24 protein-coding genes are annotated in these 21,161 nt (G+C 41.6%); 17 read left to right on the top strand and 7 right to left on the bottom strand.

What is annotated here, in order from left to right; genetic code table 11:
- Positions 1-5: 5 nt before the first annotated feature.
- The gene (locus tag ACKLNX_RS12070) at positions 6-779 is read right to left on the bottom strand and encodes an MBL fold metallo-hydrolase (RefSeq protein WP_412972531.1); all 774 of its coding nucleotides are present in this window, start codon (positions 777-779) and stop codon (positions 6-8) included.
- A 135-nt stretch (positions 780-914) separates the two neighbouring features.
- Positions 915-1,205, bottom strand: a complete 291-nt coding sequence (locus tag ACKLNX_RS12065; RefSeq protein WP_411692580.1) for a YebG family protein — start codon at positions 1,203-1,205, stop codon at positions 915-917.
- A 397-nt stretch (positions 1,206-1,602) separates the two neighbouring features.
- Between ACKLNX_RS12065 and ACKLNX_RS12060 the strand changes: the two genes are divergently transcribed.
- Together ACKLNX_RS12060 and ACKLNX_RS12055 are read left to right on the top strand one after the other, a co-directional pair.
- A complete protein-coding gene (locus ACKLNX_RS12060; protein WP_412972701.1) occupies positions 1,603-2,169 on the top strand; it encodes an HAD family hydrolase in 567 nt (188 codons plus the stop codon).
- Between the two features lie 193 nt (positions 2,170-2,362).
- Positions 2,363-4,126, top strand: coding sequence for a helix-turn-helix domain-containing protein (locus tag ACKLNX_RS12055; protein ID WP_412972530.1), 1,764 nt, complete (start codon positions 2,363-2,365; stop codon positions 4,124-4,126).
- A 109-nt stretch (positions 4,127-4,235) separates the two neighbouring features.
- Here the strand turns inward: ACKLNX_RS12055 and ACKLNX_RS12050 are convergent, their stop codons facing one another.
- Both ACKLNX_RS12050 and ACKLNX_RS12045 read right to left on the bottom strand, forming a co-directional pair.
- Positions 4,236-4,607: a glutathione S-transferase N-terminal domain-containing protein gene (locus tag ACKLNX_RS12050; RefSeq protein WP_412972529.1), complete on the bottom strand. Its 372-nt coding sequence runs from the start codon at positions 4,605-4,607 to the stop codon at positions 4,236-4,238.
- A 132-nt stretch (positions 4,608-4,739) separates the two neighbouring features.
- Positions 4,740-6,971: a GspE/PulE family protein gene (locus ACKLNX_RS12045; RefSeq protein ID WP_412972528.1), complete on the bottom strand. Its 2,232-nt coding sequence runs from the start codon at positions 6,969-6,971 to the stop codon at positions 4,740-4,742.
- Between the two features lie 731 nt (positions 6,972-7,702).
- Between ACKLNX_RS12045 and rpsJ the strand changes: the two genes are divergently transcribed.
- From rpsJ to ACKLNX_RS11980, 13 genes are all read left to right on the top strand, one after another.
- Entirely contained in the window at positions 7,703-8,014 is a 312-nt protein-coding gene (rpsJ, locus tag ACKLNX_RS12040) for a 30S ribosomal protein S10 (protein ID WP_006012796.1), read from the top strand.
- Positions 8,015-8,032: 18 nt separating this feature from the next.
- Complete coding sequence (gene rplC, locus ACKLNX_RS12035; protein WP_411692584.1) at positions 8,033-8,671, top strand: 50S ribosomal protein L3; 639 nt, start codon at positions 8,033-8,035, stop codon at positions 8,669-8,671.
- Between the two features lie 15 nt (positions 8,672-8,686).
- The gene (gene rplD, locus ACKLNX_RS12030) at positions 8,687-9,292 is read left to right on the top strand and encodes a 50S ribosomal protein L4 (RefSeq protein WP_411692585.1); all 606 of its coding nucleotides are present in this window, start codon (positions 8,687-8,689) and stop codon (positions 9,290-9,292) included.
- On the top strand, positions 9,289-9,588 hold the full coding sequence (gene rplW / locus ACKLNX_RS12025; protein WP_411692586.1) for a 50S ribosomal protein L23: 300 nt from the start codon (positions 9,289-9,291) through the stop codon (positions 9,586-9,588). Before rplD ends, rplW begins: the two co-directional genes overlap by 4 nt.
- Positions 9,589-9,602: 14 nt before the next feature.
- Positions 9,603-10,427, top strand: a complete 825-nt coding sequence (gene rplB, locus ACKLNX_RS12020; protein ID WP_411692587.1) for a 50S ribosomal protein L2 — start codon at positions 9,603-9,605, stop codon at positions 10,425-10,427.
- A 15-nt stretch (positions 10,428-10,442) separates the two neighbouring features.
- A complete protein-coding gene (gene rpsS / locus ACKLNX_RS12015; protein ID WP_014107406.1) occupies positions 10,443-10,718 on the top strand; it encodes a 30S ribosomal protein S19 in 276 nt (91 codons plus the stop codon).
- Positions 10,719-10,730: 12 nt separating this feature from the next.
- Complete coding sequence (rplV, locus tag ACKLNX_RS12010; protein ID WP_411692588.1) at positions 10,731-11,063, top strand: 50S ribosomal protein L22; 333 nt, start codon at positions 10,731-10,733, stop codon at positions 11,061-11,063.
- A 9-nt stretch (positions 11,064-11,072) separates the two neighbouring features.
- Positions 11,073-11,774, top strand: coding sequence for a 30S ribosomal protein S3 (gene rpsC, locus ACKLNX_RS12005; protein WP_006012777.1), 702 nt, complete (start codon positions 11,073-11,075; stop codon positions 11,772-11,774).
- Positions 11,775-11,776: 2 nt separating this feature from the next.
- Entirely contained in the window at positions 11,777-12,190 is a 414-nt protein-coding gene (rplP, locus tag ACKLNX_RS12000; RefSeq protein WP_411692589.1) for a 50S ribosomal protein L16, read from the top strand.
- On the top strand, positions 12,190-12,381 hold the full coding sequence (gene rpmC / locus ACKLNX_RS11995) for a 50S ribosomal protein L29 (RefSeq protein WP_411692590.1): 192 nt from the start codon (positions 12,190-12,192) through the stop codon (positions 12,379-12,381). The genes rplP and rpmC overlap by 1 nt, the downstream gene beginning before the upstream one ends.
- On the top strand, positions 12,381-12,632 hold the full coding sequence (gene rpsQ / locus ACKLNX_RS11990) for a 30S ribosomal protein S17 (RefSeq protein WP_411692591.1): 252 nt from the start codon (positions 12,381-12,383) through the stop codon (positions 12,630-12,632). Before rpmC ends, rpsQ begins: the two co-directional genes overlap by 1 nt.
- Before the next feature lie 143 nt (positions 12,633-12,775).
- A complete protein-coding gene (zntR, locus tag ACKLNX_RS11985; RefSeq protein WP_412972527.1) occupies positions 12,776-13,177 on the top strand; it encodes a Zn(2+)-responsive transcriptional regulator in 402 nt (133 codons plus the stop codon).
- Position 13,178: 1 nt separating this feature from the next.
- Positions 13,179-14,225: an SO_0444 family Cu/Zn efflux transporter gene (locus ACKLNX_RS11980; RefSeq protein ID WP_412972526.1), complete on the top strand. Its 1,047-nt coding sequence runs from the start codon at positions 13,179-13,181 to the stop codon at positions 14,223-14,225.
- 6 nt (positions 14,226-14,231) lie between these two features.
- On the opposite strand, the gene ACKLNX_RS11975 is transcribed toward ACKLNX_RS11980, so the two are convergent.
- On the bottom strand, positions 14,232-15,038 hold the full coding sequence (locus tag ACKLNX_RS11975; protein WP_412972525.1) for a hypothetical protein: 807 nt from the start codon (positions 15,036-15,038) through the stop codon (positions 14,232-14,234).
- A gap of 284 nt (positions 15,039-15,322) precedes the next feature.
- Here ACKLNX_RS11975 and ACKLNX_RS11970 point away from each other — a divergent pair, with 284 nt between their 5' ends.
- Complete coding sequence (locus tag ACKLNX_RS11970; RefSeq protein ID WP_412972524.1) at positions 15,323-17,263, top strand: S8 family peptidase; 1,941 nt, start codon at positions 15,323-15,325, stop codon at positions 17,261-17,263.
- Positions 17,264-17,464: 201 nt separating this feature from the next.
- On the top strand, positions 17,465-20,764 hold the full coding sequence (locus ACKLNX_RS11965; RefSeq protein ID WP_412972523.1) for a two-component regulator propeller domain-containing protein: 3,300 nt from the start codon (positions 17,465-17,467) through the stop codon (positions 20,762-20,764).
- A gap of 153 nt (positions 20,765-20,917) precedes the next feature.
- Here ACKLNX_RS11965 and ACKLNX_RS11960 read toward each other — a convergent pair whose 3' ends face one another.
- Both ACKLNX_RS11960 and ACKLNX_RS11955 read right to left on the bottom strand, forming a co-directional pair.
- The gene (locus ACKLNX_RS11960) at positions 20,918-21,046 is read right to left on the bottom strand and encodes a hypothetical protein (RefSeq protein WP_412972522.1); all 129 of its coding nucleotides are present in this window, start codon (positions 21,044-21,046) and stop codon (positions 20,918-20,920) included.
- Positions 21,047-21,161, bottom strand: a 115-nt coding sequence (locus ACKLNX_RS11955; RefSeq protein ID WP_412972700.1) for an IS3 family transposase, incomplete at its 5' end; no start/stop codon positions are given. It lies immediately after the preceding gene.

Genomic DNA, 21,161 nt, shown 5'->3' with positions numbered 1-21,161 from the left:
GGGCTCTAACCTTTGTTGCGAAGCCCCGCATTTCTTCTCAATAACTTGGCTTTGATAAGTTTGATCATGGCCAACTTGTTAGTTTCCGGCTGTGTCGGGGCTTTACTTAGTAAGTTGCTATAGTCATCTCCAGTCAACACTAATTCCCCCACATGTGCCATTAAAACAGAGTGAGGCTTTAAACTTTCAAGCTTCATTAAAGATGCTCTGTATAGCTCAGGCAAATAAACTGGAAAAGGAGGACACAGTTCCTTTTTCACTTTCACGATAAGGTCGGCAACGTATATTCGGCGTGAAGGGATATGCATTATTGAGAGATCACGGTCGGTGTGACCTGGTGTTTCGAATACCTGCCAATCCTCAAAACCTGGTACAAGCTGTTTATCGTTTAACTCGATATCGGGGTGAAGGTGAGGGTTGTACCAAATGTTTTGCTTTGGGCGTTGCATCTTGCCAGCCACCCATAGAGCAAGAGAAATATCTGTGAGATGTGCGATTTTACCGGCTAGACCTTGATACCATTGCTTCTCTTTGCGGCAACTTACTATTTTACAGCCTGTTACTTTGCGTAAAAGATGTGCGCACCCAGCGTGATCTGGATGCATATGAGTCACGATGACTACTTTTAAATCGCTAAGCGGTCGCTTGAGTTTGTCGGAGAAGAAAGATTGTAAGGTAGCAAAGTCAGCTTTGGAGCAACCGTCGAGCAGCATGCACTTATCTGGGTATTCAACTAAGAATATGTTCTGAATAAACCCTTTCAAGACATGGATTTTCATAATTAAGACTGCGCACCCAACTCATTAGACCAGTGCTTATCTTACCTTTTAAAGGCAGCGCTCACTACTCTTTTTAATGATGTGGGTCTATTAGTCTTAGTAACTTAGTTAGGATCTGCTGTGCTCCGACCATATTTACTTTTTAGCGGAAGACAATTCAACTACTTCTGCAGTTTCAACTTCGAGAATGCCGTCTACTTCAGCACCTTTCATTATCTTCATCACAGAATCTTTATTCTTAGATAGTAATATACCTAACTCTTCAGACAAAGCTTCATCAAGTTCAACGCCTTTTGCAGCTAAATAAGCGCTCAGATTATCGGCAACCTCAAGCATTTTATCGTACTTATCTGCCTCTTTTTTGTCGGTCGTTACCAATTTCTCAACTCCTTTATGCTGAACCACATACTGGGTGATAACTGCCATATTGGCCTCCATGAATTTCAGAAAATTAACTTACGTCGTATACTATACATTAATGACTGTATAAATAAACAGTTTATTGAGCATGCTAGCACCTGGAGGCTATTTAGTATCAGTGTGCATTCAGCTCTTGTGCCACCGAAATATATATCTTGAACGCAGATTAGTTATTGTTCTTCGTACTTCTCAGTTATATTCTTTCTTTGTTTTATTTGGTCTAAGAAGTAGTTAATGCGTATACGGGTAAATTCGCTGAGGGCTCTTTGTACGCTGAGGGCTCTTTACACGCTGAGGGTTCTTTACCCGCTGAGGGTTCTTTACTCGCTGAGGGCTCTTTACTCGCTGAGGGCTCTTTACCCGCTGAGGGCTCACTTATGGTTAAAACGAAGGAGTAGGTGTTATCAAGTTCAATTTTGGGAAGGTAGAAGGCATTATATTTGATTTAGACGATACACTCGTTCGGACCTGTTTGGATTTTGCGGCGATTAAGAACTATATTGGGTGTCCTGCGGATGGGGATATTCTTACTTTCATTGATAATCTAAGCTGCTCGAATCAACGAAAAGAAGCAAATAGGATCGTGCTAGAACACGAGTTACACGATGCCCAAACTTCCACATGGTTACCCGGAGCGCAAGCCTTTGTAGAAAGTGCAAAGCAATGCTCACTTCCACTCGCAATTGTGACAAGAAACTGCCGGCAAGCAACAGAGATTAAAATTAATAATAATAAGATTGGTATTGAAAATGTCATCACTCGTGAAGATGCTCCCGCAAAACCCGATCCAACGGCATTATTGACCATCGCACAAAGCTGGCAAATTGAACCGAAGAGGATTGCTTACTTGGGCGACTATATCTATGACATTCAAGCTGCACACAATGCTGAGATGCAAGCATGGTTGTATAAATTTCAATCAGACGCTGAAGGCTATAATGATTGTTTGTCGTTTATTGCCAAAAGATAAGCCTCTGTTTAGTCGTAAAAAACTGTTTTCATAAAGCAGTTGTGAAAAAACGTAAACATAAGGAACACACAATCCAGCTCACAATTTTCGAAATCGCTTGGCTATATTCACTACCTTTGATCAGTTGTTTATAGTTTTAGAAATAAGCAATATGCCTTCAGGAAGAAGATTATCTTTAGTGCAGGGAAGTATCGTGTTATTGGAACAAATTAGTCAATCGAATGAGTATTTTTACTCTTTAATTTCTCTTATCGGAGCCCTTGTATTAGCGTTTAGTCTGCTAGCCTGTATTTTTATCTTCTATCATTTCAACCGTAAGCTCAAATCAAAGCATAGAGGCTTAGAAGAAGATTTCGCCACACTCAGTGCACAAAAAAAGGAAATTCTAGAATCGCTTAATTTTCAACAAATAAGTGTCACCAACATTGGTAAAACGATTCAGACTATTATTGCGCAAGAATTCGAACAGCAAAACTGCTCGCTACTTCAGTCAAACGAAGATAAGGACCGCCGAACTTCCAAGAAACAAAACTGGCAAAAGGTTTCAGAACTTGCAGAGCGGCTAGCATACTTCACTCTAAGAAATCAGCAAAGAGCGGACCTTAATGTTGAAGTGTGCTCAAAAACTGTATTTGCTGATAACGAGTTGATATTAAATTCTATTTTGAAAGCTAAGCAACAAAGCCTGTCACTAATTCAACAAAGTCACAGTAACTTGTGCATACCCAAAGGCGCACTGGATAAAATACTCAGAGGAGTTGTGCTACAAGCCTCAAAAGTAGCAAATCCTAATACTAAGATAACAGTGAGTTGCGATGAGCTTTTGGGAAATTTTAACTTCAGTGTGACTGCTTTTGGGCAGGGTCTTGGTAGAGACGAATTACAAAAAATTGATCTCGCTGCGCGCACAAACCCCCGTTATCATTATGCCAAGAGAGCCCAAGATAACGAAGGGGATTTAAACCTAGCTAGCCTGCTTCGTTTAGTAGCGCAGTTTGATGGCAAGGTTAAACTGGTTAGTGCGCTTAACTACGCTACTATCATTTATGTATCGTTACCAAGAAATACCGACTCTTTACCCAAAAGTCACTCCATGGGTGCAGTCGAAATCGAAGGTAGGTCTAGTAAGGCTTTGCTTAACGATCTCGTCGAGACGTTAGGTGAGCCTCTAAAAATTGACAAGCCAAAAGTGTTAATCATCGATCAAAATGATGCTAGTCAAATGATGTTGCACAGGGCACTGCAAAGCAGCTACCAGTGCTTTGCCTGTAAAATGCCATTGGAGTCAATGCAGCTGATCAACAACGTGCAGCCGCACATTATTCTTATCGATCAGTTGTTGCCAGATATAGATCCTCTCGAACTTATAAAAATTATCCGCGAAAATCCAGATACCGAAACTATCCCAATTATCATTTGCAGTGGTATTGCAGCACAAAGTTTTAGGTTGTCTGCGTTAAAAGTTGGCGCTAATAGCATTGTTGAAAAGCCGATTATGCAAAGTGAATTGCAGTTAACGATGTCGGGTCTGCTTGAGCAACAACAACGAGTTTCAGAGAAAGTTAATGAAAAACTATCGGAATATCATAGCCAACAACTCGATGTGCCTGAACCTAGCACCTATGATAGCGATAAGGATAAAAGCTTTATTGAGCGCTTCAACGAAATGATGGATGAAAATTTTGCAAATGATAAGTTCACGCGTGAAGTGGCAGCTGACCATATGAATGTGTGTTTAAGAACCCTAAATAGACGACTAAACGAATATTACTCACATAATTTCAAAGAACATTTGAAAAAGTATCGTCTTGAAAAGGCGAAGCAGATGCTAAATAAGGGCTACACAATTAACGAAGCATCCTTTGAAGTTGGTTTTAACTCGGCTTCGTATTTCAGTACCTGCTTTAAAGCCGAGTATGGGTTTGCCCCCTCTAGATTAGTTGCGCATTGTGCTTAAGGTGCTGGCCTAAAAACTAGCCCTAAAAATTTGGTCTAAACATAAGGATAGGCTCAGTGCTTTAACGCTAATTGCTACAGCGCTCATTGCTACAACATTTATTGTTAAATCACTTAAAACGGTTCTGCAGGTAATTTATAATCTCAGAAGACTCATAAAGCCATTTTACTTCGTCGCCAGTCTCTATGCGTAAACAAGGAGCTTGAATCCTACCACCGCCCTGCAACAATTCTTCACGATAAGGCGAACCTTTAGATACACTGCGCTTCAGAATGGGAAGGTTCAGTTTGTATATGGCACGACGAGTCTTTATGCAAAATGGACAAGCAAAAAATTGATACAAGGTTAGTTCTTGCGAGTCATTCGCCACCTTTGCTTGTGCTTCTTTTGATCTTTTTAACTTAGTGCCACGAGTAATTAGATCAACAAACGCGATTATGCCGCCAAGTAAGTTACGAATTAGGGAAATTATTAAGCTCATCTTTACTACTTAGTGAGTGAAAGGTTGGAATTTTCGCGAAGTATACATGTAAGCGCTTTAAAACTATACAGGCAAATAGTAAAGTCTAGGGGCTGAAGAAAGAATCATTTGCCAGCCCCTAAGAATATAGCCTTAGTGACCACCGCCACTTAGAATTTGTACTTGAGCAATATCGGTATCACCTTTCAAAACTTTGAGTATTGCGTCTTGAGTAAGTGTCCTCATGCCATCTTTCGCAGCCTGCTCTTTCATTTCTGGGACGGATGCTTCTTTATAAACCATGCCTCTTAAATCACTTGTCATGCCAAGTAATTCATGAACACCCGTTCTGCCTTTATATCCTGTACCGCCGCAAGTGTCGCAACCAGTGCCACGCATTAGATCAACATCTTCATCAAAGTTAACTTCTAACTCGTCTAAATAGCTTTCACCGTATTGACGTTTAATGAAGGCTTTGTCATCGTCGCTTGCTTTGTAAGTTTCCTTACAATTTGGACATATAGTTCTAATCAAACGCTGCGCTAATATTCCAACACAGGCATCAGCAAAGTTAACTGGGTCTAAGCCTAAATCGAGCAAACGAGTGATTGTTTCTGGCGCTGAGTTTGTATGCAGAGTAGATAAAACCAAGTGACCCGTTAGGGATGCCTCAATGCCAGCGTGAGCGGTTTCTTTATCACGCATCTCACCAATAAGTATGATATCTGGATCGGCACGTAAGAATGCTCTTAAGGCATTAGCAAAGGTAAAGCCAATTTTGGGTACTACTTGAACTTGTTGTAAACCGGGTTGTGTGATTTCCACTGGGTCTTCTGCTGTCCAGATCTTTTTATCTGGCGTATTTAAATAGCCTAATACCGCATGTAGCGTGGTTGTTTTACCAGAACCTGTAGGTCCTACAACAAGCAGAATACCGTGAGGATTTTTGATCATTACCTCTAGCATGCCCATGTTGCGTGGCGATAAGTTCATCTTGCCAATCGGCATTGCACCACCAGTGGCCAAAATACGCATTACAACGCCTTCACCAGCAACCGTAGGGATAGTTGCAACACGAACTTCAACGGGTTGTCCTGACATCTTGAACGTCAACTTACCATCTTGAGGTACGCGCTTTTCGGCGATATTCAGGCTCGCCATAATTTTGATACGTGCGATTACCGCGTTATGATGCGAAGCAGGTACCTGATTGATATCTCTAATAACACCATCAACCCGCATTCTTACACGTGTTGGAGCGCCTTTTTCTGGATCTACATGAATATCTGATGCATTTAATCGTTTCGCGTCATGCAATACGCGACTTACTAGACGAACAACTGCGGGGGCATCGTCAGCTAAGTCATCGCCAAGTTCCTCGTCTTCTTCACCGCTTGTACCAATTTCATCTAGTATTTCATCGAGTTCGCCCGGGCCTGAGCCACCAACGTTTTCGCCTAAATATTGTAATATATGAGTTGGCAGACCAACCGCTATTTCATAACTATCGATACCAAGAGCACTTTCAATTTCCATCAAGAGTGTCGCGTTATTGGGTTCAGCCATTAATACAATTGGGCTGTCATTCGCGTCAGAGATTACTGCGACATGATTTCGTTTTAAATAAGATAAATTAAGACGACTATCGCTTTGGTACAGATGATACTTATCTGGGATATAACCGATAAAGGGTACTTGATAATGAACAGAAATAGCATTGCCGATTTCGCTCTCGGGAATGCGGTGCTCTGAAATGAGGCGCTGAATGACCTGCTTCGTCGTAGCTTCATTTTCTGAAAGTTCATCAATTGTATTTTGCGAAGTAAGACCGCGATGAATTAAATATTCAAACTGATGCTTTGTTCCACCTAATTCATAGCGAAATTTATCACCAAGAATTTCAGCTACTTTTACCGCTATTTCAACATCTTTCTCGCTAAATGGTTCATCTATTTTATTGATTATTTGCATGACGCCCATTAACACGTCAGCGTTTATCACTGGTACACACAAAATGTTTCGGGTTTTAAATGTGCCTGATTTATCGAACTGACCAGCGAAACGAAGTCTCGGGTGTACTGATGCTAATTGCTCTACATTATATGGATCATCAATTACAAGAGGGCGTTGAGCGAGGGCAACGTAGCCTGCAATAGATAGTGGACTAATAGGAACTTTAATCTGTTTAGTTTCTTTACCCGTCTTGAAACGTGCAACAAGATCTTGATGTTGTCGTCTACGCTGAAACAAACTCATACGTTGCGCGCCAAAGATCTGCAAAATGATAGGTTCAACTTGTGCGTATGCATCCATTAATGTTGGATGCGCGTCAAGTTGCTCCCGCAGGTTATCTATGGCTGGTTGATGCGCCGTACTTTCAATCATATAAAATCTTTTTCCTAATTATGCCATTATCATAGAATGATACGACCCTTAGACCTAGAATAAATTTGAATACATAGGTATGTTGAGTTTATCGGCAACGTTACCAGAAATCGCTACTTTTTATAAGTTTACTGTCAATTCGAAGCACTTTCGAACAATTCGTACTAAGAATAGCTGAATAAGTTTAGTAAATTAATACGACTAGTCGGACAGTTAGTTAAATATTTGGTCTGCCACTATACGCTCATCTACTACGGATTCATCTATTACGCATTCAGCTACTATACACTCAAGCACATTAACTACGACTATACCTACCTCACTGAAAGTAGGCATTAAGTTATCTTAATAATAAGCTCAATAAGACTTTATTTCTCCCCTTCTTTAATTAAGCAGTATTAGCACTTGCCATATAGCTCAATCTCTGTATAATCTGCGCCCACTGTCTCCACAGGTGCTTTTAAAGCCCCTCATAAAAGACATTGTTTAGCGGGTCGAATAACTAGGTCAACAAGCTTATGCTTCTTTAGTTATACGCCACGCAGTGAGCAACTTGATTAAGCTTGTATTTATATACCTTCTTAAGCTAAGCGCTTCCAGCACGCTAACATATGAACAAGACCTCAATTGTAGGTCAATGGTTTACGCACATCTTTTCATCCACGCTTTTTTATAAAGCAATAAGGAGTGAAGGGATGTATTTTTTTGTTCTTTCGATTGGAGCTTAATCGATGCCAAATCAAAGAATTCGTATTCGTTTAAAAGCGTTTGATCACAAGTTGATCGATCAGTCTACTGCTGAGATTGTAGAAACCGCTAAACGCACTGGCGCACAAGTATCGGGTCCTATTCCTTTACCAACACGCAAAGAGCGTTACACGGTTCTAACTTCTCCGCACGTTAATAAAGACGCACGAGATCAGTACGAAATCCGCACACACAAACGTTTAGTAGATATCATTGAACCAACTGATAAAACAGTTGATGCATTGATGAGATTGGACTTGGCTGCCGGCGTTGATGTTCAAATCAGCCTGGGCTAACAAGAGAGGGTAATAACAATGTCGATTGGTCTTATCGGTCGTAAAGTGGGCATGACTCGCATCTTCACAGAAGATGGCGTATCTATCCCTGTAACTGTTATTGAAGCGACCCCTAACCGTGTGACTCAGTTACGTACTGAAGAAACTGACGGTTATCGTGCACTACAAGTTACCGCTGGCGATAAAAAAGCCAACCGCGTCAATAAAGCTTCTGCAGGTCATTTTGCAAAAGCTGGTGTTGAAGCAGGTCGCGGCTTGTGGGAATTCCGCCTTAATGAAAATGAAGGTGGCGATATTGAAGTGGGCAGTGAAATCACTGTTGAAATCTTCAATGACACGAAAAAGGTTGATGTAGCAGGAACATCTAAAGGTAAAGGTTTTGCCGGTGTAATCAAACGTTGGAACTTTAGTTCACAGCGTATGACTCACGGTAACTCACTATCTCACCGTGCTCCAGGTTCAATTGGTCAAAACCAATCACCTGGTAAAGTATTTAAAGGCAAGAAAATGGCTGGTCAACTTGGTAACAAGCGAATCACCACTCAGTCTTTAGAACTTGTACGTGTTGATGCTGAAAACAACCTGTTATTAATTAAAGGTGCCGTACCTGGCGCTACTGGCAGCGACGTTATCGTCAAGCCAGCACTTAAAGCGTAACGTCTGGGAGTTATCATGGAATTATCATTTAAAGACGCGAAAGGCGCTCTTGAAGTATCCGACGCTACCTTTGGACGTGAATTCAACGAAGCACTTGTACATCAAGTGGTTGTTGCATTCGGTGCAGGTGCTCGTCAGGGTACTAAAGCGCAAAAAACACGCGCAGAAGTACGCGGTGGCGGTAAGAAGCCATGGCGTCAAAAAGGAACTGGCCGCGCTCGTGCTGGTACTATCCGAAGCCCAATTTGGGTTGGTGGTGGTCGTGCATTTGCTGCAAAGCCTCGTGACTTTGACCAAAAAGTTAATAAAAAGATGTACCGTGGTGCGATACAAAGCATCCTATCTGAATTGGTACGTCAAGAACGCTTAATCGTTGTAGAAAGTTTTGGTGTTGAAGCGCCAAAAACGAAAGAACTTTTAGCGAAATTGAATGAATACGGCTTAACTGATGTATTGATTGTTACTCCTGAAGTCGATGAGAACTTGTTCTTAGCTTCACGTAACCTTTACAAAGTTGACGTTCGCGACGTTCAAGGAATTGACCCTGTAAGCTTAATCGCATTTGATAAAGTGTTGATTACAGCTGATGCAGTGAAACAACTTGAGGAGGCATTAGCATGAACGAAGAACGTTTATTAAAAGTGCTTTTAGCACCTCATGTTTCAGAGAAAGCGACTATGGCTGCTGAAGCAAGCAACACAGTTGTTTTTAAAGTTCTTAAAGACGCGAACAAAGCAGAGATCAAAGCTGCAGTTGAAAAATTGTTTGAAGTTGAAGTGAACTCTGTTCGTACCGTGTTGTGCAAAGGTAAAACTAAGCGCCACGGACAGTCTTTTGGCAAACGCAGTGACTGGAAAAAAGCATATGTATTGCTTAAAGAAGGTCAGGATATCGACTTCGTCGGTTCAGCTGAGTAAGAAGGGGATTAGAAATGCCATTATTGAAAGCTAAGCCAACTTCTGCAGGACGTCGTCACGTTGTTCAGGTCATCAACCCTGATTTGCATAAAGGTGCTCCACATGCTCCTTTATTAGATAAACTAAGCAAATCTGGTGGCCGTAATAACAATGGTCGTATTACTGTTCGTCACATCGGTGGTGGTCACAAGCAACACTATCGTATGATTGACTTCAAACGTAATAAAGACGGTATTCCAGCTAAAATTGAGCGTTTAGAATATGATCCAAACCGTTCGTCTAATATCGCTTTGGTATTATACGCAGACGGTGAGCGTCGTTATATTTTAGCACCGAAAGGCGCTAAAGCAGGCGATGCTATCCAATCTGGTTCTGATGCACCTATTAAAGCAGGTAATGCTATGCCTATGCGCAGCATCCCTGTAGGTTCAACAGTACATGCGATTGAAATGAAGCCAGGTAAAGGTGCACAAATTGCACGCTCTGCTGGTCAATATGCACAAATACTTGCCCGTGATGGAGCGTACATAACACTACGTCTTCGTTCTGGTGAAGTACGTAAAGTGTTAGCTGATTGCCGTGCGACTATCGGTGAAGTTGGTAACGCTGAGCATATGCTTCGTTCACTAGGTAAGGCCGGTGCTACTCGCTGGCGTGGTGTTAGACCAACAGTTCGTGGTGTTGCCATGAACCCGGTTGATCACCCGCACGGTGGTGGTGAAGGTCGTACTTCTGGTGGTCGTCATCCAGTATCACCTTGGGGTGTTCCTACGAAAGGTAAGAAAACCCGAAGTAATAAGCGTACCGATAAACTTATCGTACGTCGTCGTAATAAATAACAGCGAGGATTCACCATGCCACGTTCTCTCAAGAAAGGTCCTTTTATTGACCTGCACTTGCTGAAGAAGGTAGAAGCTGCAGTGGAAAAGGGCGAAAAGAAACCAATTAAGACTTGGTCTCGTCGCTCCATGATCATCCCAGATATGATTGGGTTGACCATTGCGGTTCATAACGGTCGCCAGCACGTACCTGTTTTCGTCAGTGACGAAATGGTTGGCCATAAGTTGGGCGAATTTGCGCCAACGCGTACTTATCGCGGCCATGTCGCAGATAAGAAAGCCAAGAGATAAGGAGACTAGAATATGGAAGCAATAGCTAAACATCGTCATGCTCGTACGTCACCTCAAAAGGCTCGCTTGGTAGCAGATCAGATCCGCGGATTGCACGTTGAAAAAGCTTTAGAAATTTTAACGTATAGTCCAAAGAAAAGCGCTGCGTTGGTCAAGAAAGTTCTTGAATCAGCAATTGCCAACGCTGAAAACAATGAAGGTGCAGATATCGACGAGTTGTCGGTAGCTAAAATCTTTGTTGATGAAGGCCCGACTATGAAGCGAATCAAGACACGTGCTAAAGGCCGTGCTGATCGTATCTTTAAGCGTAGCAGTCACATTACTGTGGTTGTGGCGGATAACTAGGAGTAGATTATGGGACAGAAAGTTCATCCTACCGGTATACGCCTGGGTATCAGCAAACCATGGACATCTACTTGGTACGCTAATACAGCAGAGTATGCAGATAACTTGTTTAATGACCACCAGGTCCGTCAATATTTGACGAAACAGTTAAAGAGCGCGTCACTTTCGAAAATCGTTATCGAACGTCCAGCTAAGAGTATCCGTGTGACTATTCACACTGCTCGCCCTGGTGTTGTTATCGGTAAGAAGGGAGAAGACGTAGAGAAGCTTCGCAATCATGTTTCTAAGCTAGCCGGTGTGCCAGCTCAGATCAATATTGCTGAAGTTCGTAAACCTGAGCTAGATGCACAGCTTGTAGCTGACAGCATTTCAAGCCAGCTTGAACGTCGTGTTATGTTCCGTCGCGCTATGAAGCGTGCCGTACAAAATGCAATGCGTTTAGGTGCACTTGGTATCAAAGTTCAAGTAAGTGGCCGTTTAGGTGGTGCAGAAATCGCACGTGCTGAATGGTATCGTGAAGGTCGCGTACCTTTGCACACTTTCCGTGCTGACATCGACTATGCAACGTCTGAAGCAGCTACGACTTACGGTATCATTGGCGTGAAAGTCTGGATCTTTAAGGGTGAAGTATTAGGCGGTTTGCCTCTTACACAAGAGCAACCAGCTCCTGCACCTAAGAAGAAAGGCCGCAACGCTAAACGAGAGGGCTAATCATGTTACAACCAAAGCGTACGAAATTTCGTAAAATGCATAAAGGTCGTAACCGTGGTCTTGCTATTGCGGGCAGCAAAGTAAGCTTCGGGACATATGGTCTTAAATCGGTTGGTCGTGGTCGTATGACTGCTCGCCAAATCGAAGCGGCTCGTCGTGCCATGACTCGTCACGTTAAACGTCAGGGTAAAATTTGGATTCGAGTTTTCCCTGATAAGCCAATTACTGAAAAACCTTTGGAAGTTCGTCAAGGTAAAGGTAAAGGTAACGTTGAGTACTGGGTATGCCAAATTCAACCAGGACGCGTGTTATATGAAATGGAAGGTGTTCCAGAATCTATAGCTCGTGAAGCGTTTGCATTGGCTGCGGCGAAATTGCCATTTAAAACAACCTTTGTAACTCGGACGGTGATGTAATGAAAGCGACTGAACTTAGAGAAAAAAGCGTAGAAGAGTTAAACGCAGAATTGATTGAGCTTCTTAAAGCACAATTCAATCTTCGCATGCAACATTCTACTGGTCAGCTTGAAAAAACTGACGAAATAAGAACAGTACGTCGTAGCATCGCACGTGTTAAAACTATTTTAACTCAGAAGGCTAACGCGTAATGACTGAACAGAAAATTCGTACAGTACAAGGCCGTGTAACTAGTAACAAGATGGATAAAACCATCACTGTTATGGTTGAGAGAACTGTTAAGCACCCAATTTATGGGAAGTTTATCAAGCGCTCAACTAAGCTACACGCACACGACGAAGCTAACGTGTGTAATGAAGGCGACGTAGTAACTATTACTGAATGTCGTCCTCTATCTAAGTCTAAGACTTGGAAGTTAGTTGACGTTGTAGTTAAAGCTTAATTTAAAGCAATATGATAAAGGCGCTACCTTTCGAGGTTAGCGCCTTTTTTTTGTTCTAAATAAAAATTGATCAAAGCCTTGACCTTAGATGCTACTCTAAGGTCTATAATCCTCCCCCATACATTACAAGTTCGGGTTTTGATGTGAAAATAAATGAATTAGCAAAACTGAGTGGCATTAGTGCCTATACGTTACGTTATTACGAAAAATTAGGCTTGCTAACGCCCGCCCATCGCAGTGAGAGTAACTATCGTATTTACTCTAAAGACGATCTTACAACGGCTAAATTTATAAAAAGAAGCAAAGAATGTGGATTTAGCCTAGCGGAAACAGCCTCGTTACTCGCAATTAAAAACGATAAAACTCAACATGTCTGTGCGGAAGCAAAGGAAATTACAAAAATTAAGATTGTGGAACTCGCAGAGCAAATAGAAAAACTGACGAGAATGCAAAGTACATTACAAGAACTACAAGCCTTTTGCTGTGGTGGACAGGAAAGCGCCGAATTTTGTTCTATTATCTCTACCTTAGAGAAGGACAGTTAGTATGACCATCTTAAATAATTTTATTTTGCTGTTCGTTGAATCAGCCCCTTTCTTACTCGCTGGAATGCTGCTCGCGGGCATTATTCATCAGTTTATACCCAAAAATTGGGTTGAGAAAACTTTGGGCCAAAGGGGATCTATCGTAAATGCTGCGCTAATTGGCGCACCACTACCATTATGCTCATGTTCAGTAATACCCGTTGCTATGGGTATACGACGCAGTGGTGCGAGTAAGGCAAGTACCGCAAGCTTTCTAGTTGCAACACCAGAAACCGGAGTAGATTCTGTAGGTATTACTTACGCTTTAATGGGCCCAGTTATGGCAATCGCTAGGCCGGTCGCTGCAATATTCTCGGCTATATGCGCTGGCTTTATGGTTCAATTATTGGGTAATGAAGACAAAACAGACAAACCAATCGAGGAGGCTACATCTGAAACTAAGAGCTGCTGTCATAGTAAGCCCGTTGTAAAAAAAACCTCCTTAATGGAAAAGTTAAGCTCGTCTTTTACCTTTGGCTTTGGTCAATTACTACGTGACTTCATGGTGTGGTTTTTAATAGGTATTTTCTTTGCCTCCTTAGTGACCACTTTCGTGCCCGATTCATTTTTTACTGAGTATGGCCAAGGCGTATTTGCGATGTTACTAATCGTATTGATTTCAATTCCAATGTACGTTTGTGCAACAGCTTCAACGCCTATAGCCGTGGGTTTGCTAATGTCTGGTATATCGCCCGGAGCGGCTCTCGTATTCATGCTAACTGGCCCAGCAACAAATATAGCTACATTAATGGTAATAAAAAATGAACTTGGTAAAAGGGAATTACTTATTTATTTGCTTGCAATAGTCCTAAGTGCTGTACTCTCGGGGTTGCTATTGGATTGGTTGTTTACTTATTTTAACTGGCAACTTGATTTATCGCACGGTGAGCATTCAGATATGATGGGGATAATTTACCAAGCAAGCGCATTGATTTTAGCTGTGCTTATAGCGTATCAAATGCAAAAGCGTTATTTACCAAAGATACTAAATCGTAAATCAAACGCCTAATTAGAATTATAGTTTTAGCGCTTCTGAGGGGATGTCGAGGTAAAGCGTTACTCGTCGTCCTGCTCGATTAACAACGAACTTCAGAGTTTGAGCGTTTCTTACGTGCTTTTGAAGCTCAGCAAAGCTACTTTCATCATCAATATCAAAGTCGTTTACTTCCAACAGTACGTCGCCTTCCTTAAATCGAGCGGCACTGAACAAGTCTGGGTTTTGACCTGGGATGATTAGTTTACCGCCATCATTAAACAAGTTTGGTAAAAGCCTTACAATGTGTTCGATCTTGCGTGGACGTGAGCCTATTTCTTTAGCTGTCATTTCGTCAAACTCAACAAGCAGCTGTGATTCTTCTAAACTGTTTGTTTCACCCAATCTTAGTTCGTAGTCAACGGACTCAAACTCTAATACAACCGAGTTCTTATTAATTCGCTTCACATAAACGGAGGTATCATTTACTTGATCATCGACAGCGAACTCAGATATCTGACCTTCATTATTTAACTGAGTGTAACTCTTACTTGGGTCCTTACTATAAACCAAACCTAGCAATTTGATATCAAAAGGAAAAGCCTCATCAGCAATACCACTTTCGTCTTTTTTAGGACTGGTCTTTTTGATAGCTTGTTGTGATGCACTTATTACGTTATTGCTATTTTTGTTGACGTCAGTGGTAGCACTCACTTCTTCACTAGAATCTTCTCTAAGCTCAGTCGCATCATCCAATTCATAAATTGAATCGTCATTCATTGATTGATAACTGTATATGGTGATGCCAACAACCATAATAACGATTACGGTAACTAAAAACCTGTTCATTCGAGCTCCTTGAGATTCAAGTTATTGTAATCAAGAAACCCCTTTATCACCAACTTAGTTTCATTTTTTAATTTGAATTTACATATGACTTAAATAATGAATCAAAACATCAGATATCCACTTTTTAATTCAGATTTTTAGTCACTGCTTAAGTTAAAAAGTGGCTAAAAATAGAATAAATAGAAAAACTTCATGCATTTCAGCACCTTAAAATTTATTTAGATCTTGGCACACTGTGTGCATTAAGAGACACAAGCAGTAAAAAGTTTTAATTGGAGAAACACATGTCTATCAGCAATAACGTAAAAACGATGCTCTTCGCATCCATTGCATTTACAGGGCTCGCTGGAGTAGTTGCATCTAACGGTGTTACCAACCTTTTTCTTTCTGACGCAGATCAAAATGCAGTAGTAAGTAAAAAAGAGCAACCAAAATCATATATCGTTCAAGGTAAAGGCTCTGAAACACTTAAGACAGCTGTTAACAGCGTCGGCGGTAGCGTTTCAAGAGAATTCCCGATCATTAATGCAATCAGTGCCGTGTTAACACCGTCACAAGCTGAAGTTATCGCTAAATTAGATGATGTGCGTATACAGGATGACCGCTCAGTAGCTACCATGTCACTTGGTAACATCCTGCTTGATGGCAAGGCGCCCACGATTGATAACTATATTGCTACTCAAGTTGAGGCTGACAAATTGCACGACCTTGGAATTACAGGTAAAGGTGTAACTGTTGCGGTACTTGATAGCGGAGCTATTTTAGGCGGTGAGCATGGCGACGGTCTAAGATACGACTCTAACGCTAATAAAAGATTCTATGCGAAGTATGATGCAATTCAAGGTGTCCAAACTAGATGGTTAAATGACGATACCAATGGTCACGGAAGTCATGTTACAGGGATAATTGCGAGTAGTTATAGAGCACCAAATGGTAAGTTTAATGGTATCGCTCCGGACGTTTATCTTCTCTCAGTTAAGGCATTTGATCAAAATGGCCAAAGTAGCTACTCAAAAGTATTAGATGGTTTGAACTGGATTTATCACCACCGTAATTATTACAACATCAAAGTCCTTAACCTTTCTTTAGGTAGCGAAGTACAATCTAATTATTGGGATGACCCAATTAACCAAGCAGTATCTAAATTGTGGGAAGCAGGAATTGTTGTTGTTACTTCAGCTGGGAACTCTGGTCAAAATGATATGAGCATCACAGTGCCCGGGAACAATCCATACATTATTACTGTTGGTGCAATGACAGATAGCTACACACCGTTTGACTATAGTGATGACCGTGTAACTACTTTCTCTTCAACAGGTCCTACTATAGAAGGCTTCGTTAAGCCAGAGGTTGTGGCTTATGGTGGTCATATTGCATCTAAAGTTGACAAAACATATGCACTTGGCGAGTTTTTTGAAAGCCTTACAGGCGAGCAATATCAAGAAATTTCTGGTACTTCACAAGCTTCAGCCGTAGTTTCAGGTGTTGCAGCATTAATGCTTCAATATAACCCTTATCTAAGTCCTGACGACGTAAAATGCCGTATCATTTCTAGTGCTAAAATGGCTGCGACTACTAATGGTAAAATGGCATTTAGCCCATTTGAGCAAGGGCATGGAATGGTGAATGCATATGCTGCAGTTGCAAGCCAAAAGACAGGTTGTGCAAACCGAGGTCTTAATATTCAAGCTGACTTAGCAGGCACAACGCATTACTCTGGTCCAGCTCGTTTGAAAAATGACGGTTCATTTGAAATCTACTTGGGTGGTGACGTTGTATTGTCAGAAGGCAATCAGTGGGGCGACGCAGGTATCAATGCTGAAGGTAACCAATGGGGTGATGCAGGTATCTTAATGGAAGGCAATCAGTGGGGCGATGCAGGTATTTTCACTGAAGGTAATCAGTGGGGCGATGCAGGTATCTTCTCTGAAGGTAACCAGTGGGGCGACGCAGGTATCTCAGTTGAAGGAAACCAGTGGGGCGATGCAGGAATATTTATTGAAGGAAACCAGTGGGGCGATGCAGGTGTCTTTGCAGAAGGAAACCAGTGGGGTGACGCAGGCATGCTAATGGAAAGCTGGGATAATAGTGACGCAGTCAGCGATCTGGCGGCATCAGCGAACAGCGCTTCTGACGCAGCTATCATTGTAGAAGATGGCGTAGACGAAATAGAAGCTTGGGTTGTTGAACAATCACCAGTAGTACCAGTTCCAGTTATTGAATAGGACCTAGTACAATCAATATGAGGGCCGTCATATGATGGCCCTTTTTATACCGCAAAGAAAAGTAACCTCGTATAGAAAACAATACGCAACTTAACTGATTTATCTTTTTAAATGCCTTACTATCGCTGGTCAAGGATAAATCACTTAATTTATGAACAGTTTCCTAAACTAAATAACAAGACAATTACGGCAATCAAACGAATGAATAGAAACTACAAACTACTGAAGCGAGCATTGCGAATAGCAATACTATTCGTATCTGCTTTTGTTTCTAGCGTTTTTGCCGGCCAGGATAATATACGATTTGAAACTTTAGGCCTAGAACAGGGGCTTTCGCAACAGAATGTCCGTGCTATTCATCAAGATGCCGAAGGTTATATGTGGTTTGGCACGCAAGAAGGCCTTAACCGTTTTGATGGTTACCAATTCAAAGTCTTTTCAAACAATATAAAAGACCCTGATAGCATTGGCTCTTCTTGGATTGACTCAATAGACGAAACTTCAGACGGCAAGCTGTGGATAGCGACAAACGCTGGTGTGAGTGTTTTTGATAAAGAGACCCAAACATTCAAACGTTATAAAAACTTAATCGGAGCGAATGGACAAACTGTAAATGATGCCTTGGTGGTATTTGTTGATAGCTTGGACAACGTTTGGGTTGGAACAGGAAATGGTTTAAACCTTTACAATCCAGTAAAAGATGCATTTGATTATATCGAGCTAAAGGGGATTAAAACTGATCTTCCTTTACGAATCGAGTCAATCGCGGAAGACATCACAAATGGTGTTTGGATCGCGGTTAACAATCACGGTCTTTACCGATACGATACCTACACTCAAGAAGTGGCCTTATTCGACCGAAATTTTGATAACTCTGACAACGTAATCGCAAACCGAATCATTAAGATCTTAGTTGATGCAGACCAAAGGCTTTGGATAGGAACGCTGAATAAAGGTGTTTTTGTACTGGACCTTAAGTTAGGTAATGAAATAGGACAACAAAAGCAGTTAACCAAAATTGAAGGCCTAGATGATGTCTCTGTAAGGGCTATGTATCAAGACAGCAATCATACGATGTGGATTGGCACAAACTCTGGGCTATATTCGTATGATAGAAATAAGAATTTCATTGAAGTTCTGCGCTATGACATTAATAACTCCCAATCTATTTCTGATAACATTATAACCAGTATCTACCAAGATAACGGCGGAGTGTTTTGGGTAGGAACATACCGCGGGCTGAGCAAGTGGAATACTGCAACGGCTAACTTCGACTACTACCGCTATCAAGCCAATACTGAAAAAAGCTTAACAAGTCCGAGCATCAACGCTATTCATGATGCTGGTAATGATAGTGTTTGGGTCGGAACGGTCGACGGTTTAAATAAAATAGATTTGATCTCTGGTTACATCGAACAGTTTAAAAACGACCCCAATAACGAAAACACAATCAGTGGCAACAATATAACAGCGCTAGCAGCTCGCAATAAATCCGAACTTTGGGTTGGTATTCGAGGTAAAGGCATCACTTACATCGACAGGACAACTGGTGAGCATACTCATTATAAGAATGATAAAGAAGATTCAAGTTCACTTAGTTCAAATCAGGTGACTTCTATCCTTGCCACAGAATCAGGTGAGATTTGGGTGGGTGCATTTGGTGGCGGACTAAACAGGCTAGATAATGAAACTGGTAAATTTCGTCGCTATGAACACAAATCAGAAAATGGCTTTAGTTTAAGCAGTAATCGCGTAACCGTTGTTTACGAAGACTCTCGTAAAATGTTATGGGTGGGTACATGGGATGGAGGTGTTAATTTGTTTAACCCTGCTCTTGGCACTTCTAAGCGCATTAAAAATAAAGAAGATGATTTTAGCTCACTCGGACATAATCAGGTTTGGGCAGTTCATGAAGATAAAAAAGGTAATATTTGGATTGGTACCACAGGAGGTGGCCTCAATTTCTTATCAGCTGCAAATAGACAAAGCGGCACATATAAGTTTGAGCGTATAGATCGTGAGCAAGGCCTACCGAGCAGCACCGTACATAGTATCCTAGAAGACAACAATGGTATGTTCTGGCTAAGTACGAACAGAGGATTGACCAAGTTTGATCCTATAACGAGACAAATGCTTAACTATGACAGTTCACATGGCCTCCAAGGTAACGAGTTCAACGCTGGCGCATATCATAAGATGCCAGATGGAAAGTTTTTCTTCGGCGGCACCAATGGAGTTACAGCTTTCTACCCAGATGATATCGAGCCCAACAAGCATGTTCCACCGGTTGTATTGACTAAGTTCCAACGTTTGAATGAAGTGACGACGATGAGTTCTTCACGCACCAAACAGAACAAGATTGTCGTTTCATACAAAGACTATTTTATTGCCTTCGAGTTTGCTGGTTTGGATTTTGCCAGCCCGGACAATAACCGTTATGCATACAAGCTAGAAGGTTTTGACGCTAACTGGTTAGAAGCGCGTGACGTTCGAAAAGCAACCTACACAAACTTACCCGCTGGCAACTATGTATTTAAGGTAAAAGCTTCTAACAATGATGGTGTTTGGAATGAAAATGGGGCTGGCATAATGCTAACCGTATTGCCTGCACCATGGTTTTCTTGGTGGGCGTATACTGTTTACCTTATTGTTTTCTTAGTGCTCTCTTTCTGGCTTTACCGCTCGTATTTGAACAAACTCAAGAAAGAAGAAACCTATCGCTTAGAGCTTGAAAACGAAGTTCAGAAACGCACAGTTGAATTGAGTGACGCCAACGAGCAATTGCTAAATGCTAGTGTGACGGACCAATTAACCGGTCTACACAACCGCCGCTATCTTGCTAATATCATTAAAGATAAATGCACTGAAGTAGCGGAGGAGTTCAGAGAACACCTTTCTTTGGAAGGCAGTGACCCATATGAAGGACCGCGTTTGTTTTTCTTAATGTTCGATTTGGATGGGTTCAAGCCAATCAATGATACTTATGGTCATGACGCTGGAGATAAGGTAATTATTCAAGTTGGTGAATTATTGCAAAGTGTATGTCGCGAAGATGACATCGTAGTCCGTTGGGGCGGAGATGAGTTTATCGTTATTGGTAAGGTGTACAACAAAGGTGAAGTGTCGGCCTTAGCGGAAAGAATTAGAGATACCATTGCTAAATATGGATTCAACATTGGGCTTTCACAGCGAATGCATTTATCAAGCTCAATTGGTTACGCTATGTATCCATTTGCTCACTTCAGCCCTGACTCGTTAAGTTGGGAGCAAGTTCATTTACTTGCGGATAAAGCGCTATATCGCTCAAAAGATAATGGCCGAAACACATGGTGTGGGATGGTTCAACCACCTTCAGCACCACCTGTGGGCATTATGAATACACTGACGCACAACGTGGATAGAGGCGTTGAACAGCAGCATATTATTCTTGAAACGCCTGATTCTTTTGTTAGCCAGCAAAAAACTTCAACGCAGGAAAAGCTTGTAAGCAACAAGAAGTAATTCGGATTGAAAGGTACGTAACTACAAGTTAAAAGTATTTACGTGTTTTAGAACTCTACTCCCAGCATTGAAATGCTTGGGCTTATCCTCATGCTATCTGTATCCATCCTTTTTATAAAATGCCTAACTCGAGCGGTAGCCCATCAAACAGTGTTAATTCATTGCTATGGTGGGCGCTTCGCCATGGTAAGAACTTGCATTGACTTGCTGTAGTTTGTTTTGGCTGGAACGAGTCGACAAGAGTGTACGTGCTGAATGATCCTCCCCCAATTTAGTAGACATTCAGCTTGCCTTTGAATATGTGTTTTCATATTCATCGGGGGACACATAGCCAAGGTGGCTGTGCAGTCGAGTTGGATTATAGAACATTTCTATATAATCAAACAAATCAGCTCTT

Origin of the sequence: Glaciecola sp. MF2-115 (assembly GCF_047250385.1) — a bacterium.
Lineage (GTDB): Bacteria > Pseudomonadota > Gammaproteobacteria > Enterobacterales > Alteromonadaceae > Glaciecola.
Note: the sequence above shows the minus strand (reverse complement) of the source record. Positions and strands in the feature narration are given on the sequence as shown.